Source organism: Xanthomonas campestris pv. badrii (assembly GCF_012848175.1).
GTDB classification, from domain to species: domain Bacteria; phylum Pseudomonadota; class Gammaproteobacteria; order Xanthomonadales; family Xanthomonadaceae; genus Xanthomonas; species Xanthomonas campestris_C.
On record NZ_CP051651.1, the window covers coordinates 3,917,501 to 3,932,753 of the forward strand.

A 15,253-nucleotide genomic window follows, 5' to 3' on the forward strand; every position below is an offset into this window, starting at 1 on the left:
AGCAGCACGGTATGGCCCAGATGCAGGTCCGGCGCGGTGGGATCGAAGCCGGCCTTCACCCGCAGCGGGACGCCGGATTTCAGGCGCACTTCGAGCTGATCGAGCTTGAGAATCTCGTCGGCGCCACGGCCGATGAGTGCGAGGGATTCTTCGAGAGTGGCCAACCACGGACTCCAGCGGCGTTTGCCGTCAACAACGTGAATGATGTTAAACGCGGGTTAATTCCGCGCCAAGTGAAAATAATGAACAGGCTCAATGGTTTGACGCGCTGTTACAGCCTGTCTATGGTACCGGCGATTGGGCTCGCACTTCGAGCCATCGAGGACATTGAACGATGCAGAACTCCGAGCAGGGCCGTGCACGCAAGCGGCGCTTCCACGAACGCCTCCACGTTCTTCACGACACTGCACTGCATCGCAAGCTCAAGGCGCACCTGCCGGCCGCCTTCAACGACCGTTGGACGCGCCGCCACTGGATCCACGCCAGCCTGTTCGCCACCATCGGCGCGATGGTGGCGACCATCGTGCCCGGTTTCTCCAATGCGATCGACACCCCGCTGTCCAGCCACTCCACGCTGGCATTGCCCTTGCCGCCGCTGGTGCCCAGCCGCAAGCAGCTGGCGCCGAGTACCGAGTGGGAGATCCTGCAGGTCAAGCCGGGCCAGACGCTGAGCACCTTGTTCGGCGAATTGGGAATTCCGACCACGGTGATGTACCAGGTGCTGTCGCATCCCGGCACCAAGGAGGCGCTGACCAAGCTGCGCCCGGGCGCGGAAATCGCGTTCGACATGCCCACGCCCGGCCAGTTGCGGGCCCTGCGCTTTGATCGCGACGACAGCCACCGGGTGGAACTGCGCCTGCTGGGCGACAGCGTGCGCGAGAACGTGACCGAACGGGCGACGACCACGCGTACGGTGGTGGCCAGTGGCGAGATCACCAGCTCGTTGTACGCCTCGGCGGACAAGTCCGGGTTGTCGCCGGCAGCGGTGGCGATCATGACCGACGAGATCTTCAAGTACGACATCGACTTCGACAAGGACCTGCAGCCCGGCGACCGTTTCAGCGTGGTGATGGACGAAACCTGGCGCGAGGGCGAGCGCATCAGTACCGGCGACATCCTGGCGGCAACCTTCACCACCGGCGGCAAGACCTACACCGGCTTCCGCTTCGAGCGCGCCGGCAAGCCGGCCGAGTACTACGACATCACCGGCCGCCCGCTGAAGAAAAGCTTCATCCGCATGCCGGTGGCGTATAGCCGCATCAGCTCCACCTTCGGCGCACGCCGGCACCCGGTGCTGGGCACGATGCGCATGCATAAGGGTGTGGATTACGCGGCCGCTTCGGGCACCCCGATCATGGCCGCCGGCGATGCGCGGGTGGTGTTCGTCGGCACCCAGCGCGGCTACGGCAATGTGGTGATCCTGGACCACGGCAAGAACTACAGCACGCTGTACGGCCATATGTCGCGCTTTGGCAAGATCAAGGCCGGCCAGCGCATCAACCAGGGCACGGTGATCGGCTATGTCGGCATGACTGGCCTGGCGACCGGCCCGCACCTGCATTACGAATTCCGCGTGGCCGGGCAGCAGCGCAACCCGATGTCGGTGACCATGCCGCCGCCGGAACCGTTGCAGGGCGCCGAACTGGCCGCCTTCCGCGCGCAGACCGCACCTGCGATGGCGCGCATCGAAGGAATGGAAAAGCTGATCTACGCCGATGCCGGCAAGCCGGCCAAGGGCAAGTCGCGCGGCTGAGCGCGACCTAGCGCTGCAATTGCCGCCGGCAGACCGGCGGCTCAGCGCCTGCAGTGGAGCGGCCATCGGCTGGGATTGCATAACAGGCGACACCGGTTGGTTGCTTCCCATGCCATCTCGCTACGACAGCAATGCCCCGTCGCCGGTGCCAGGCGTGCCGGCAGAGCTGGACGCAGCCGATGACCACTGCTTTCGACCGCGGGAGCAGTTGACGACCCTGCTCCGGCTGCACAAGCTGGACGGCCACGCATCTCTGACTCCGGCATGCCTGCTTTGGAACACGTTGACTCCCCGCTTTACCTGGGCCTGATGTCGGGCACCAGCGCCGACGGCATCGACGCGGCGTTGGTGCGCTTTGCCGACGACAGCCATCGCCGCTGCGCGTTGGTGGCGGGCATCACGGTGCCGTGGGCGCCGGCGTTGCGCAAGCTGCTGGTTGCGCTGGGCCAGGGCGCGGAGACGGTCGCCATCGATGCGCTTGGACGGCTGGATGCACAGGTGGGGCTGGCGTTTGCCGACGCGGCCAACCAGCTCATCGACGAGGCCGGGGTGGCGCGCGCAGGTATTCGCGCGATCGGCTCGCATGGGCAGACCATCCGCCACCGGCCGAACGGGGATCCGGCCTTTACCTGGCAGATCGGCGATGCCAGCCGGATCGCCGAGCATACCGGCCTGACCACGGTGGCCGACTTCCGCCGCCGCGATGTCGCTGCCGGTGGACAGGGCGCGCCGCTGATGCCGGCGTTTCATCTGGCGATGCTGGGTACGGGCGATGAAGACCGCGCGGTGCTCAACCTGGGTGGCATCGGCAACCTGACGCTGATCCCGCGCGACGGCACGGTACTGGGCTTCGATACCGGGCCGGCCAACGCGCTGCTGGACAGCTGGTGCCAGCAGCATCACGGCACCGCGTTCGATGCCGACGGTGCGTTCGCGGCCAGTGGCCAGGTGGACGCGCGCCTGCTGCAGGCGTTGCTGGCCGACCCATGGTTTGCGCTGGCGCCGCCCAAGAGCACCGGGCGCGAGCAGTTCCACCTGGCCTGGGTGATGCAGGCGATGGGCGATGCGCGCCTGCGCCCGGCCGATGTGCAGGCGACCTTGCTGGAACTCACCGCGGCCATCGTGGCCGACGCCTTGCTGCGGCTGCAGCCGCAGACCCGCCGGGTGCTGGTCTGTGGCGGCGGCGTGCGCAATCCGGTGCTGATGGCACGCCTGGCGGCGCGGCTGCCGGGGGTGGTGGTGGAATCCAGCGCGCGGCATGGGCTGGATCCGGATTATCTGGAAGCGATGGGGTTTGCCTGGCTGGCGGCCGAACTCCTGGCCGGACGCCCGGCGAACCTGCCGTTGGTCACCGGCGCGACGGGGCCGCGGTTGCTGGGGGCGATCCATCCGGCCTGAGGGTCTTTCCAGGCCATTGCCAGCAGCCGGCGCAAGAGGATTAGACGGTTGGGGCGAACGTGGGCTGGGGCCGGCTGCCATCCGGGCTTGGAACGGGCTTGCCTGGCGCCGATCAGGTGGCCCGCTGGTTGAGGGTCAGGATGCTCCACCGCTGCGCGTGTTGCGGATCGGCCCTTTCCAACCCTGCCTGGCAGCCGCCGCAGTTCGCCTGCCGCTAGGGATTGTTCCCGGCCGGCAGCGCTTTGAGCGCGGCAATCGCTTCGGCCAGGGCATCGACTTCTGGATGCTGCAGGCCGCCGGTGACTTCGTATTCGCTGGCGAACAGGCCTTGTTCGAGCAGATGCATGACGGTCTGGTGCTGGGTCCAGCCCCGTGCGACGGAAATGCGGCGGATGCGGTCCACCAGCAGCGGATCGATGTCACGCAACACCAGATCGGTCATGCCCTTCCTCGTGCGATGCAGTGCCCCGTCGGCATCATCGACAACCTTGACGGCGGTTTCAATCCGGCTGCCTGTCGTGTGCCAACAGGCGCGGCCAGAGCCAGGCCAATAGCATCAGGGTCGGGATCACCGTCAGGGCGCTGAGGATGAAGAAGGTGCTGTAGGACGTGGCCTGGACCAGAAACCCGGACACGCCGCCAGCGAACTTGCCCGGCAGATTGGCCAGCGATACCAGCAATGCGTATTGCGTGGCGGTGAAGTTGCGGTCGGTCAGCGACGACATGAAGGCCACCAGCACGGTGGCTGCGAAGCCCTGGAAAAGGTTGTCTGCGCTGAGCGCGGCGTAGAACGCCCACAGCTTGCCCGGGTTGTGCGCCATCAGCAGGAAGGCCAGGTTGGACAACGCCACCCCCAGCGCAGCCACCAGCAACATGCGACGGAAGCCGAATGCCGCCACTGCTGCGCCGCCGGCAAAGGCACCCACAATCCCGATCCACACGCCGAACAGCTTGGAGACGGTGGCGATATCGGCCTTGGTGTAGCCGGAATCCAGATAGAACGGCCCGGCCATCACGCCGATTACCTGGTCCGGGAACTTGTACAAGCCCACGAACAGCAGCAGCACGACCCCCAACGCCACGCCGTTGCCGGAAAAGAAGCTGGAGATGGGTTGCCAGAACGCTCCTGCCACATCCACGCGGCGGACCACCGTGGCTTCGGGTCGGTCGGGCTCGCGGCACACCAGCGTGGTGATGATCGGCAGCAGCATCAGCGCCGACATGCCCAGGTATGCCCAGGTCCAGTCGAGGTATTCGGCCATGTACAGCGCACCGGCGCCGCCCAGGATCAGGCCGATGCGGTACCCCAGGGTGTAGGTCGCGGCCAGCGCTGCCTGCGCGGTTTCCGGTGCGATCTCGATGCGGTAGGCATCCACCACCGAATCCTGGGTGGCGCCCCAGAACGAGGCGAACAGCACCCAGCTCACCAGCCCCGTCACGCTCAGGTCCGGGCGCGAGAATGCCAGCGCAACCAAGCCAATGGTGACGCCGAGTTGCGCGACCAGCAGCCAGGAGCGGCGGCGGCCGAGGAAGGCCGTGAGCGGAAACGCGTAGCGGTCGATCAGTGGCGCCCACAGGAACTTGAGCAGGTAGAAGAAGCTGGCCAGGCTGATCAGGCCGATGCTGCCCAGATCCAGCCCGACGTCGCGCAGCCGGGTGGACAGGGTCTGCGAGGCGATCAACAGGAACGGCAGGCCGCTGCCAAAACCCAACAATGCCATGGTCGCCGCCGATGGCGTGGCGAAGGCGTGCCGGATGCCGCGCAGGCCTTTGTACTTGGGTGCGGGCTTGCTCATGCGTGCGGCCGGTGGGATCGGATGCTGGTCGATGCAGTGCGGGCAGTGTTACCGACCGCGGCGCCGGCCGGGCTGCCGCAAACGCACAATCGGCTCCCTGAAGGATCTGCAGCCATTGCGCTGCGGTGGGCTGCCGCCCGCATGCGCGTGATGCCCGCCTGCGCCAGGCCACTGGGCGTACGCCAATCCTGGGTAGCGGCACTCCTGCCCAGTCCAGCGCCGACCCACTGTGCGGCCTCACTCACAGCGCGTAATCCACGACATACGGCGCATGGTCGGAGAAGCGCTGCTCGCGGTAGATCGCGCAGGCCCGCAGTGCCTCGCGCAGGCCGGGGGTGACCAATTGATAGTCGATGCGCCACCCCACGTTGTTGGCGCGCGCGGCGCCGCGGTTGCTCCACCAGGTGTAGTCCTGGCCCTGCGGATGCAGCACGCGGTAACTGTCGACCCAGCCGCGGCCGTCGGCGGCGCTGGCCTCGCTTGCCGCATCGGCGCACAGGCCGTTGAGCCAGTCGCGCTCGGGCGGCAGGCAGCCGGAATTCTTCTGGTTGGACTTCCAGTTCTTGATGTCCAGCGCGGTGCGCACGATGTTCCAGTCGCCGCATAGCACGTACTGGCGGCCGCTGGCCAGCCACTGGTCCAGGATCGGCCGCAGCCACTGCATCACCTGGAACTTGTAGTCCTGGCGCAATTGGCCCGACGAGCCGGACGGGATATAGAAGGACACCACGCTGAGGTTGCCGAAACGCGCTTCGATGTAGCGCCCTTCTTCGTCGAACTCGGGCCAGCCCAGCGCGGTGCGTACCTCGTCGGGTTCGCGCCGGGCGTAGATCGCCACCCCGCTATAGCCCTTCTTGGTACTGGCATCGCGAAACCAGGCCTGATAGCCGGCCGGCAGGAATTCCGGCCCGGCCAGCTGGTGCTCCTGGGCCTTGGTCTCCTGGATGCACAGCACATCCGCGTCCTGGGCGACGAACCAGTCGAAAAACCCCTTGCTGGCGGCCGATCGCAGGCCATTGGCGTTGAAGCTGATGATGCGCATGGGCGGGAATGGGGAATCGGAAATGGGGAATCGTAAAGCGTACCCCACTGCCGTCTGGAAGGCTGCTGGCGCACGATGCGTTTACCATTCCCGATTCCCCAATCCCCATTCCCCCCATGACCGACCACCGCACCCGATTCCTGCAGCTGGCCCTGGACGCCGATGCCCTGCGCTTTGGCGAGTTCACGCTCAAGTCCGGGCGGCTCAGTCCGTATTTCTTCAACGCCGGGCGCTTCGATTCCGGGGCCAAGACGGCGCAGCTGGCGCAGTGCTATGCCGATGCGATCGACGCGGCCGGGGTGGAGTTCGATCTGGTGTTCGGGCCGGCCTACAAGGGCATCCCGTTGGCGACGGCGCTGGCCTGCGCCTACGCCGGACGCGGCCGCGACCTGCCGCTGGCGTTCAATCGCAAGGAGGCCAAGGACCATGGCGAAGGCGGCACCCTGATCGGGGCGCCGCTGGCCGGCCGCAAGGTGCTGATCGTGGACGACGTGATCACCGCCGGTACCGCCATCCGTGAGGCGCTGGGCATCATCCGCGCAGCCGGCGGCACCCCGGCCGGCATCGTGGTGGCGCTGGACCGGCAGGAGATCGCCTCCGAGCAGGACCGCCGTTCGGCGGCGCAGGCGGTGGCGGCCGAGGCCGGCATTGCAGTGATCGCGGTGGCCAACCTCGCCGACCTGCTTGCTTTTGCGCAAGGAAACGCCGACCTTGTCGGCTACCGGGAACCGCTGCTGGCCTATCGTGGCCGCTACGGAACCGACACCACAGGCTGACGGCAGGCGACAGGGGGCTGCGATGATGCCGAAATACACACGTTTGGCATTATGCGCCGCCGTCATGGCGGCCCTCGCCGCCGCGCCTGCCATCGCGCAGGACAAGACGGCGGCAAAGAAACTGTATTGCTGGAACCAGAACGGCACCCGGGTGTGCAGCGATACGCTGCCGCCGGAGGCGGTGAACCAGGCGCGCGACGAGTTCAACGCCAAGAGCGGGCTGCGCAGCGCCGAGGTGCAGCGGGCCATGAACAGCGACGAGCGCGCCGCCGCCGCGGCCAGCGAGCAGCAGCGCCAGGCCGATCTGGCCGCAGAGCAGATGCGCAAGCGCACCGACCAGGCGATGCTGATGTCGTATCAGAGCGAGGACGACCTGCGCCGCGTGTTCAACGAGCGCATCGCCATCGTCGACAACAACATCCACACCGCACGCTTCAACGTGACCAGCCTGCGCGAGGGATTGGCCACCCTGCTGCGCGCCGCCGGCGACCGTGAGCTGGCCGGCCAGGCGGTGGCGAACAAGCTGGCCGGCGACATCCAGCAACGCCATCGCGAATTGATGGCGCAATTGCGCCTGCAGACCAGCTTCGAGCAGCAACGGGTGGCGCTGGACGGCGAGATCGCCGACATCCTGCAGCGCTACCGCGCCATGCAGGCGCCCTCCGGCAGCGCCGCGCCCGCCGGCTGAGCCGCGGCGGTCATTCCCGCGCGTGGGCACCGCCGCCACGGGCGGCATTTCCCGATCCGACGCCCTGCCCGCATAATGGCTGGTCTTACTCCTTGCCCACGAGGCTCTCCCGCATGGCCCGGATCATCGCCATTGCCAACCAGAAAGGCGGCGTCGGCAAGACCACGACGGCAGTCAATCTGGCGGCCGGCCTGGCGCGCGCGCCCAAGCGCGTGTTGCTGGTGGATCTGGACTCGCAGGGCAACGCCACCATGGGCAGCGGCATCGACAAGCGCGATGTGGCTGCCTCCACCTGCGACCTGCTGCTGGGCGAGAACAGCGCTGCGCAGATCCGGGTCACCGCGCCGGAAGGCTTCGACCTGCTGCCGGGCAACATCGACCTGACCGCCGCCGAGATCCAGCTGATGGACCAGGGCGAGCGCGAGCAGCGGCTCAAGCGCGCACTGGCGCCGATCCGCGACGAGTACGACTTCATCCTGATCGACTGCCCGCCGGCGCTGTCGCTGCTGACGCTCAACGCGCTGACCGCGGCCGATTCGATCATCGTGCCGATGCAGTGCGAGTACTACGCGCTGGAAGGGTTGACCGCGCTGCTGGAAACCATCGAAGCGCTGCGCGCCAACCTCAACCCGGCGCTGGAAATCGAAGGCGTGCTGCGCACCATGTTCGACATCCGCAACAACCTGGCCAATGCGGTGTCGGCCGAGCTGACCGAGCATTTCGGCGACAAGGTGTTCCGCACCATCGTGCCGCGCAACGTGCGCCTGGCCGAGGCACCCAGCCATGGACAGAGCATCGTGGGCTACGACCGCACCTCGCGTGGCGGGGTGGCCTACCTGGGCCTGGCCGGCGAGATCGTGCGCCGCCAGAACGACCGCAACAAGGCCGTCCGGCCCGTGGAGACCGTCTGATGAGCAAGCCGCCGCTGGCAAAGAAGCGTGGCCTGGGCCGCGGCCTGGAAGCGCTGCTGGGGCCCAAGGGTGCGGCCGCCGCCGCAGCACCGGCCGGTGCCGACGAACAGGCCTTGCAGCCCGGCGACACCCTGCGCACCTTGGCGGTGACCCAGCTGCAGCCGGGCAAGTACCAGCCGCGCCGGGAGATGGACGAGGTCAAGCTGGCCGAGCTGGCGGAGTCGATCAAGGCGCAGGGCGTGATCCAGCCGATCGTGGCGCGCGAGCTGGCGCCGGGACAGTTCGAGATCGTGGCCGGCGAACGCCGCTGGCGCGCCTCGCAGCTGGCCGGGCTGACCGACGTGCCGGTGGTGGTGCGCGAGCTGGACGACCGCACCGTCATCGCGATGGCGCTGATCGAGAACATCCAGCGCGAAGACCTCAACCCGCTGGAAGAAGCGCAGGCGCTGCAGCGGCTGATCGACGAATTTTCGCTGACCCATGCCGAGGCCGCCGAAGCGGTGGGCCGCTCGCGTGCGTCGGTGTCCAACCTGCTGCGGCTGCTGGAACTGCCGGTGGCGATCCGGGTGCTGCTGGAAACCCGCCGCCTGGAAATGGGCCATGCGCGTGCGCTGCTGACCCTGGCGCCGGAACTGGCCAGCAAGCTGGCCCAGGAAGCGGCCGACCAGGGCTGGTCGGTACGCGAGGTCGAACACCGCGCACAGCAGTTTGCCGCCGGCAAGGTGCCGGGCGGGCTGCGCCGTGGCAAGCCGACGCCGGTTGCGCCGCAGGCCGACATCGCCTCGCTGGAAACCGAACTGTCCGAATCGCTGGGCACCAAGGTAGTGTTCAATCACGGCCGCGGCGGCAAGGGCAAGCTGGTGATCCACTACACCGACCTGGACACGCTGGAAGGCGTGCTGGAACGGCTGCGCCTGCACAAGGGTTAAGGCCGCGGCCCGCGCACGAGGAGCACCGATGCATCCTGCCAAGGTCGACCGCGCGCAGCTGCGGCGCCTGACCGACCTGCCCAATGTCGGTCCGGCCTGCGTACAGGATCTGCATCTTCTCGGCATCCACGAGCCGGCGCAGCTGCGTGGCCGCGATGCGTTCGAGATGCATGCCCAACTCTGCCAGCGCAGCGGGGTGCGGCAGGACCCGTGCGTGATCGATGTGTTTCTGTCGATCGTGCGCTTCATGCAGGGCGAGGCGCCACGCCACTGGTGGGAATTCAGCGCCGAGCGCAAGGCGATCCTGGCGAGCCGACCCGCGCTGACGGCGGAGCCGCCATCTGGCGATTCCGCCCTTCGTACTTGATGTCTTCAGGACTACTGCCATGACCATTCTCGTCACCGGCGCCGCCGGTTTCATCGGTGCCTACACCTGCCGCGCGCTGGCTGCACGCGGTGAGACGGTGGTGGGCCTGGACAACTACAACAGTTACTACGACCCGCAGCTCAAGCGCGACAGGGTGGTGGCGCTGTGCCCCGGCATCGACATCCGCACGCTGGACCTGACCGACCGCGACGGCCTGGCCGCATTGTTCGATCAGATCCAGCCCACCCGCGTGGTGCACCTGGCCGCGCAGGCCGGCGTGCGCTACTCGCTGGAAAACCCGCATGCCTATGTCGACAGCAACCTGGCCGGCTTCGTCAACATGCTCGAGCTGTGTCGGCACCGCGGCGTGCAGCATCTGGTGTATGCCTCCAGCAGCTCGGTCTACGGCGACTCGGCCACCCCGCCGTTCTCCGAAGACCAGCGCGTGGACCAGCCGCGCTCGTTGTATGCCGCGACCAAGGCCGCCAACGAACTGATGGGCTACACCTATGCGCAGTTGTACGGCCTGCGCGCGACCGGGCTGCGCTTTTTCACCGTGTACGGTCCATGGGGCCGGCCGGACATGGCGCCGCTGATCTTCAGCCGCGCGGTGCTGGCCGGGCGCCCGATCGAGGTGTTCAACCACGGCAGGATGCAGCGCGACTTCACCTTCGTGGACGACATCGTGGCCGGCGTGCTCGGCGCGCTGGACACGCCCAGCGACGCGCCGGTGCCGCACCGGGTGTTCAACCTGGGCAACCACACGCCGGTGGAGCTGGAGACCTTCATCGAGGTGATCGCCCAGGCCGCCGGTCGCCCGGCCGAGAAGGTCTACAAGCCGATGCAACCGGGCGACATGCTCCGCACCATGGCCGACACCCGGCGCGCGCAGGCGGCCTTCGGCTTCGATCCGGCCACGCCGGTCGAACGCGGGCTGCCGCAGGTGGTGGACTGGTGCCGGAACTACTTCGGCGACCGCGCCTGAGCGTGTTGCAGCGCGGGTGACGCCGCAGGCCAGGGAGCGCTCGGCCGCCGCCGCACCCCGTACACTGCAGCGGAGAGCATGCCGTCTGCGTGCCAAGGCAAGCCGGCCCTACACGCTCCCGGCCGCTTGTGCGCATGACAGGTCGGTTAATGCGCACAGGCTTCATGCCTGACTCAGACGCTCAGGGCACAATGCGCGATCTTTTTTGCTCTGCCCTCCTCCGGCCACCACGAATCCATGAGCCAACCTCAGCTTTCCGTCGTCGTCCCGGTGTTCAACGAACGCGACAACGTCGCGGCCCTGGTCGGCGAAATCGTCGCAGCACTGCGCGGCCTGGTGGCCTTTGAAATCGTCTATGTCGACGACCACTCGCGCGATGACACCCTGGCCGTGCTGCAAGGTCTGAAGGCCACCACGCCGGAACTGCGCGTGCTGCATCACGCGACCCAGAGCGGGCAAAGCACGGCGGTACGCAGCGGAGTCAAGGCCGCGCGCGCCAGCTGGATCGCCACCCTGGATGGCGACGGCCAGAACGACCCGGCCGACATCCCCAAGCTGCTCATCGCGCGCAGCCAGGCGCAGCCGCAGGTCAAGCTGTTTGCCGGCTGGCGGGTCAACCGCCAGGATTCGGGGTCCAAGCGCTGGGCCAGCAAGTGGGCCAACGCGATCCGCTCGCGCATGCTGCAGGACAACACGCCCGATACCGGATGCGGCATCAAGCTGTTCGAGCGCGAAGCGTTCCTGGACCTGCCCTATTTCGACCATATGCACCGTTACCTGCCGGCCCTGATGCAACGCGCCGGCTGGCGCACGGTGAGCGTGCCGGTGAACCACCGCCATCGCACCGCCGGCGTGTCCAAGTACAACAATCTCAATCGCGCACTGGTGGGCGTCCGCGACCTGCGCGGGGTGGCGTGGCTGATCACCCGCAGCAAGCGCACCGTGGTGGTGGAACGTTGATGGAACCGTCGTTTCTCGATCAACAGCTGACCTGGCTGTACTGGACCGGCATCCATGTCACCGGCTGGAAGCTGATCGGCTATGTGGGCGCGCTGATGTTCGGCGGCCGCTGGCTAGTGCAGTTCGTTGCCTCCAAGCGCGCCGGCAAACCGGTGATCCCGCGGCTGTTCTGGTACATGAGCGTGGTCGGCAGCCTGATGACGCTGAGCTACTTCGTGTTCTCGGCCAAGCAGGATTCGGTGGGCGTGCTGCAGAACCTGTTTCCGGCGTTCACTGCGGTTTACAGCCTGTACCTGGATGTGAAGCATCGCGGCTGGAAGCGCGATCGGGCTGGGCATTGAGGGGCTGGGCATTGAGGGGCTGGGATTGGGGATTGGGGATTGGGGATTGGGGATTGGTCGGTAGTCGGTAGTCGGCGCGTACAAGCCGTGTTGGTGGATAGATCGCTCCAGACGGCGCCAAGTTGTCTTTGTGGCTGGCCGCGTTGCGAGTAAGGGCTGTAGCTGGCGCCTGATTCTTACGCGGCGTTGCGCAGGTGGCCGACGCGGTGATGCGCGGCTGGATGATGGTGATGCCCTGACGGCGCGGGCAGGCTGTGGACATGTCCAGCGCATCCGTCCCTTGTTCGGTTTTCGTGCCAGCGCCCACTGCGGCGTATTGGCATCTGTGCCTGCCCACCCATCAAGGCGTACCGTTGTTCGCGGACTGGCGCTGCGCGCGTGCGGCCGCGGCCACCTTGGCGATGCCGCGCCACTGGCACGGTGCGCAGCTGCTGTGCTGGGTGCTGCTGCCACAGCACTGGTGCGGCTTGCTGCAGGCGCCAGGCAAGGCGGGCTTGCTGCAACTGGCGGGCGCCGCACGGCTGGCAGCCGGCGAAGCGGTCAATCGCGCACGCGGGCGCGGCGGCACCATCTGGCAACCGGAGATGCAGGCGGCGGCGCTTCCCGCGGATATCGATCACCGCCAGTTCGCGCGCAGCCTGGTGGCCTCGCCGTTGCGCGCCGGGTTGGTCGACCGGATCGGCGCGTATCCGTATTGGGATGCGGTGTGGCTGCAGCGCGACGGCTCTCAAGCCATCGAACCGGCGGTTGTGGCCAACGGCCTGCACCTGCATGCGGTGGCCGGCAATGCCGGCAGCAGCGGCAGCGAATGCTGAGCCTGCTGCTGCGGCACTCCTGCTTCCGTGCTTGCCGATGTGGCGCGCCCGCTTCGCCTTCGCCGCCGTTCTACGGCGCCGCGACCAACGGCGCTTCCGTTGGAGGAGCGACGCCGCTGGCGGCGACGCCCCCGGGCTCAGAACGCCAGCGGATGCTCGGGCAACAGTGCCTGCAATTGGCTGCGGAACAGCGCGCGGATGCGCTCCAGGGCCGCCTCGCTGTCGGCTTCGAACCGCAACACCAGGATCGGCGTGGTGTTGGAGGCCCGCACCAGGCCCCAGCCGTCCGCGAAGTCCGCCCGCAGGCCGTCGATGGTGGACAGGCGTGCCGACTCGAACGGCGATTCTTCGCCCGCCTGCGCACGCGCGACAAAGCGCGCCACCAGCGCATGCGCATCGCCTTCCACCGGCACCTTGATCTCCGGCGTGGAGACGCTCTCGGGCAGGGCATCCAGCACTTCGGACGGGGTTTGCTCGCGCTGGGCCAGGATTTCCAGCAGGCGCGCCGCGGCGTAGATGCCGTCGTCGAAGCCGTACCAGCGCTCCTTGAAGAAGAAATGCCCGCTCATCTCGCCGGCCAGCTCGGCATCGGTTTCGCGCATCTTCGACTTGATCAGCGAATGCCCGGTCTTCCACATCAGCGGGCTGCCGCCATTGCGCAGCACGTAATCGGACAGCTTGCCGGTGCACTTCACGTCGTAGATGACCAACGCGCCGGGATTGCGCTGCAGCACATCGGCGGCGAACAGCATCAGCAGGCGGTCGGGGAACACCACCGTGCCCTCCTTGGTCACCACGCCCAGGCGATCGGCGTCGCCGTCGAAGGCCACGCCGATATCCGCGTCGAAACGCTGCACCATCGTCACCAGATCGTCGAGATTGTGCGGCTCGCTCGGGTCGGGGTGGTGGTTGGGGAAGGTGCCGTCGATGTCGCAATACAGCGGAATCACTTCGGCACTGATCGCCTCCAGCAGGCGTGGTGCGATCTCGCCGGCCGCGCCATTGCCGGCGTCCACGACGACCTTGATCGGGCGGTCGAGCTGCACGTCATCGGCGATGCGCTGGATGTAGGCATCGCTGAGATCGCGCTGTTCCAGCTCGCCGGGCGCGGCGGCGGTATGCAGGCGGCCTTCGTTGATGCGCTGGTGCAGTTCGGCGATGGCCGTGCCGGACAGCGTCTCGCCACCAATGACGATCTTGAAGCCGTTGTAGTCCGGTGGGTTGTGGCTGCCGGTCACCGCCACGCAGCTGCCGGCACGCAACTCATATGCACCGAAATACACCATCGGCGTCGGTGCCAGGCCGATGTCGGTGACGTTGCAGCCGGCACGCCGCAGGCCTTCGATCAACCCGTTGGTCAGTTCCGGGCCGGACAGGCGCCCGTCGCGGCCCACCACCACATCGCGCAGGCCCTGTGCCTGCATCACGCTGCCGATGGCCTGGCCGATCAGCGCCGCCACGCCGGGATTGAGCTCTTTTCCGACCACGCCGCGGATGTCGTAGGCGCGGAACATCTCGGTGGCGACCTGCACCGCTGGTACCAGCGCTGGGGGGGCGGGCGGCGCTGCCTCATCCGGCGCAGCCGCCTCGCTGGCAAGGCTGGCGTCGTGTTGCAGGCTTTGACTGAAAGTGGGTTCGTCGGCCGTCGTGGCGCCGGCGACGCGGCGACGCGGCAAGGCCACCCGGCCACGGCTGGCCAGCACCAGCAACACGGCAATCACGCCCAGCAAGCCCGCCACGATGGCGCAGCCAATCGCGCCCAGGCCCAGCGGGCCGGCATCGCGCTGCGGCACCGCGGCGGCCATGCGCAGGCCGCTGCTGCCCAGCGGCCTGGCCAGCGTTTCGGCGGCATCGGCCAGTGCCGCATCACCTTGTTGGGTCACGTTGTAACCGCCCTGACGCAGCGCCAGGTAGGCGCTGCCGGGCACCGCGATCGCATTCAGCGGGCCGGTCAGGCGCAGCAGCGGCAAGCGTGCATATGCCACTGCCGGCTGCCCGCCCAGGCGCACCGCGGCCGCCACGCCCAGGCGCACCTGCCTGGCGTCGCGCACCACGCGCACCTGCGCATGGTCGGCCACCTGCGCCGATTCGAGCAGGCTAAGGCGCGCGTAACCGAACTCCTTGGGATTGGCGTAGGCCGCGGCCAGGTCGCCAGGCAGCACCTGCACGTCCTCGGCGCCCTTGAAACGCTCACGAATGATCGAGGCGGCGGCCAATGCGTCGCCGTTGCCCAGCGCGGTCACGACCGCTGGTTGCTTGAGCACGGCGTCGAGCTGGCTGGCCTGCGCGGCCATCGCCTGGCCGACCTCCTGCACCGCACGGTCGCGGGCCTGCTCCAGGGTCTGCGCAATCGACTCTTCGTGCCACTGCGCATAGCTGTTCCAGCCGAACCACGCGGCCAGCAGCAGCAACACGCCCCCCAATACCGGACCACTCGTACGCACGCTGGACATCGACTGCCTGCGCTCGTTCGCCTTGCTCATGCGACTCCC

General features: G+C 67.7%; 16 protein-coding genes (1 of these 16 only partly in view). 11 read left to right on the forward strand and 5 right to left on the reverse strand.

Going from position 1 to position 15,253, the window contains the following annotated elements; translation table 11 throughout:
* On the reverse strand, positions 1 to 164 hold the beginning of the coding sequence (tyrS, locus tag HG421_RS16605; RefSeq protein WP_169707322.1) for a tyrosine--tRNA ligase. The gene continues 1,048 nt to the left of window position 1, outside the view; 164 of the gene's 1,212 nt are visible here — the first part of the coding sequence; it begins with the start codon at positions 162 to 164; its stop codon lies beyond the left edge, outside the window.
* Positions 165 to 334: 170 nt separating this feature from the next.
* Between tyrS and HG421_RS16610 the strand changes: the two genes are divergently transcribed.
* Both HG421_RS16610 and HG421_RS16615 read left to right on the forward strand, forming a co-directional pair.
* On the forward strand, positions 335 to 1,753 hold the full coding sequence (locus HG421_RS16610; protein WP_169707323.1) for a M23 family metallopeptidase: 1,419 nt from the start codon (positions 335 to 337) through the stop codon (positions 1,751 to 1,753).
* 264 nt (positions 1,754 to 2,017) lie between these two features.
* Entirely contained in the window at positions 2,018 to 3,151 is a 1,134-nt protein-coding gene (locus HG421_RS16615) for an anhydro-N-acetylmuramic acid kinase (RefSeq protein WP_169707324.1), read from the forward strand.
* 214 nt (positions 3,152 to 3,365) lie between these two features.
* Here the strand turns inward: HG421_RS16615 and HG421_RS16620 are convergent, their stop codons facing one another.
* The 3 genes from HG421_RS16620 to HG421_RS16630 form a co-directional block, all read right to left on the reverse strand.
* A complete protein-coding gene (locus HG421_RS16620) occupies positions 3,366 to 3,593 on the reverse strand; it encodes a hypothetical protein (protein WP_047692723.1) in 228 nt (75 codons plus the stop codon).
* 58 nt (positions 3,594 to 3,651) lie between these two features.
* Positions 3,652 to 4,947 carry an AmpG family muropeptide MFS transporter gene (locus tag HG421_RS16625; protein WP_169707325.1) on the reverse strand — a complete coding sequence of 432 codons (1,296 nt, stop codon included), beginning with the start codon at positions 4,945 to 4,947 and terminating at the stop codon, positions 3,652 to 3,654.
* A 241-nt stretch (positions 4,948 to 5,188) separates the two neighbouring features.
* Positions 5,189 to 5,989, reverse strand: coding sequence for an exodeoxyribonuclease III (locus tag HG421_RS16630; RefSeq protein ID WP_169707326.1), 801 nt, complete (start codon positions 5,987 to 5,989; stop codon positions 5,189 to 5,191).
* A gap of 116 nt (positions 5,990 to 6,105) precedes the next feature.
* Between HG421_RS16630 and pyrE the strand changes: the two genes are divergently transcribed.
* From pyrE to HG421_RS16675, 9 genes are all read left to right on the forward strand, one after another.
* Complete coding sequence (pyrE, locus tag HG421_RS16635; protein WP_169707327.1) at positions 6,106 to 6,765, forward strand: orotate phosphoribosyltransferase; 660 nt, start codon at positions 6,106 to 6,108, stop codon at positions 6,763 to 6,765.
* Between the two features lie 22 nt (positions 6,766 to 6,787).
* Positions 6,788 to 7,453 carry a hypothetical protein gene (locus tag HG421_RS16640; RefSeq protein ID WP_169707328.1) on the forward strand — a complete coding sequence of 222 codons (666 nt, stop codon included), beginning with the start codon at positions 6,788 to 6,790 and terminating at the stop codon, positions 7,451 to 7,453.
* A gap of 113 nt (positions 7,454 to 7,566) precedes the next feature.
* Entirely contained in the window at positions 7,567 to 8,364 is a 798-nt protein-coding gene (locus HG421_RS16645) for a ParA family protein (RefSeq protein ID WP_003489066.1), read from the forward strand.
* The gene (locus HG421_RS16650; RefSeq protein WP_169707329.1) at positions 8,364 to 9,293 is read left to right on the forward strand and encodes a ParB/RepB/Spo0J family partition protein; all 930 of its coding nucleotides are present in this window, start codon (positions 8,364 to 8,366) and stop codon (positions 9,291 to 9,293) included. Before HG421_RS16645 ends, HG421_RS16650 begins: the two co-directional genes overlap by 1 nt.
* Before the next feature lie 28 nt (positions 9,294 to 9,321).
* Positions 9,322 to 9,660 carry a helix-hairpin-helix domain-containing protein gene (locus HG421_RS16655; protein ID WP_169707330.1) on the forward strand — a complete coding sequence of 113 codons (339 nt, stop codon included), beginning with the start codon at positions 9,322 to 9,324 and terminating at the stop codon, positions 9,658 to 9,660.
* A 19-nt stretch (positions 9,661 to 9,679) separates the two neighbouring features.
* Positions 9,680 to 10,645 (forward strand): SDR family NAD(P)-dependent oxidoreductase, encoded by a 966-nt coding sequence (locus tag HG421_RS16660; RefSeq protein ID WP_169707331.1) that lies wholly within the window; start codon positions 9,680 to 9,682, stop codon positions 10,643 to 10,645.
* A 237-nt stretch (positions 10,646 to 10,882) separates the two neighbouring features.
* A complete protein-coding gene (locus tag HG421_RS16665; RefSeq protein WP_169707332.1) occupies positions 10,883 to 11,605 on the forward strand; it encodes a glycosyltransferase family 2 protein in 723 nt (240 codons plus the stop codon).
* Positions 11,605 to 11,946 carry a lipid-A-disaccharide synthase N-terminal domain-containing protein gene (locus HG421_RS16670; protein WP_169707333.1) on the forward strand — a complete coding sequence of 114 codons (342 nt, stop codon included), beginning with the start codon at positions 11,605 to 11,607 and terminating at the stop codon, positions 11,944 to 11,946. Before HG421_RS16665 ends, HG421_RS16670 begins: the two co-directional genes overlap by 1 nt.
* 260 nt (positions 11,947 to 12,206) lie before the next feature.
* Positions 12,207 to 12,761: a hypothetical protein gene (locus HG421_RS16675; protein WP_248279404.1), complete on the forward strand. Its 555-nt coding sequence runs from the start codon at positions 12,207 to 12,209 to the stop codon at positions 12,759 to 12,761.
* 137 nt (positions 12,762 to 12,898) lie between these two features.
* Here HG421_RS16675 and HG421_RS16680 read toward each other — a convergent pair whose 3' ends face one another.
* Entirely contained in the window at positions 12,899 to 15,244 is a 2,346-nt protein-coding gene (locus tag HG421_RS16680) for a phosphomannomutase/phosphoglucomutase (RefSeq protein ID WP_169707334.1), read from the reverse strand.
* Positions 15,245 to 15,253: the final 9 nt, after the last annotated feature.

Coding starts and splice junctions, on each gene's coding strand:
- HG421_RS16630 (WP_169707326.1), bottom strand. CDS start 5,989: ATGCGCATCATCAGCTTCAACGCCAATGGCCTGCGATCGGCCGCCAGC.
- HG421_RS16620 (WP_047692723.1), bottom strand. CDS start 3,593: ATGACCGATCTGGTGTTGCGTGACATCGATCCGCTGCTGGTGGACCGC.
- HG421_RS16645 (WP_003489066.1), top strand. CDS start 7,567: ATGGCCCGGATCATCGCCATTGCCAACCAGAAAGGCGGCGTCGGCAAG.
- HG421_RS16675 (WP_248279404.1), top strand. CDS start 12,207: ATGTCCAGCGCATCCGTCCCTTGTTCGGTTTTCGTGCCAGCGCCCACT.
- HG421_RS16625 (WP_169707325.1), bottom strand. CDS start 4,947: ATGAGCAAGCCCGCACCCAAGTACAAAGGCCTGCGCGGCATCCGGCAC.
- HG421_RS16665 (WP_169707332.1), top strand. CDS start 10,883: ATGAGCCAACCTCAGCTTTCCGTCGTCGTCCCGGTGTTCAACGAACGC.
- HG421_RS16660 (WP_169707331.1), top strand. CDS start 9,680: ATGACCATTCTCGTCACCGGCGCCGCCGGTTTCATCGGTGCCTACACC.
- HG421_RS16670 (WP_169707333.1), top strand. CDS start 11,605: ATGGAACCGTCGTTTCTCGATCAACAGCTGACCTGGCTGTACTGGACC.
- HG421_RS16655 (WP_169707330.1), top strand. CDS start 9,322: ATGCATCCTGCCAAGGTCGACCGCGCGCAGCTGCGGCGCCTGACCGAC.
- HG421_RS16615 (WP_169707324.1), top strand. CDS start 2,018: ATGCCTGCTTTGGAACACGTTGACTCCCCGCTTTACCTGGGCCTGATG.
- pyrE (WP_169707327.1), top strand. CDS start 6,106: ATGACCGACCACCGCACCCGATTCCTGCAGCTGGCCCTGGACGCCGAT.
- HG421_RS16610 (WP_169707323.1), top strand. CDS start 335: ATGCAGAACTCCGAGCAGGGCCGTGCACGCAAGCGGCGCTTCCACGAA.
- HG421_RS16640 (WP_169707328.1), top strand. CDS start 6,788: ATGATGCCGAAATACACACGTTTGGCATTATGCGCCGCCGTCATGGCG.
- HG421_RS16650 (WP_169707329.1), top strand. CDS start 8,364: ATGAGCAAGCCGCCGCTGGCAAAGAAGCGTGGCCTGGGCCGCGGCCTG.
- HG421_RS16680 (WP_169707334.1), bottom strand. CDS start 15,244: ATGAGCAAGGCGAACGAGCGCAGGCAGTCGATGTCCAGCGTGCGTACG.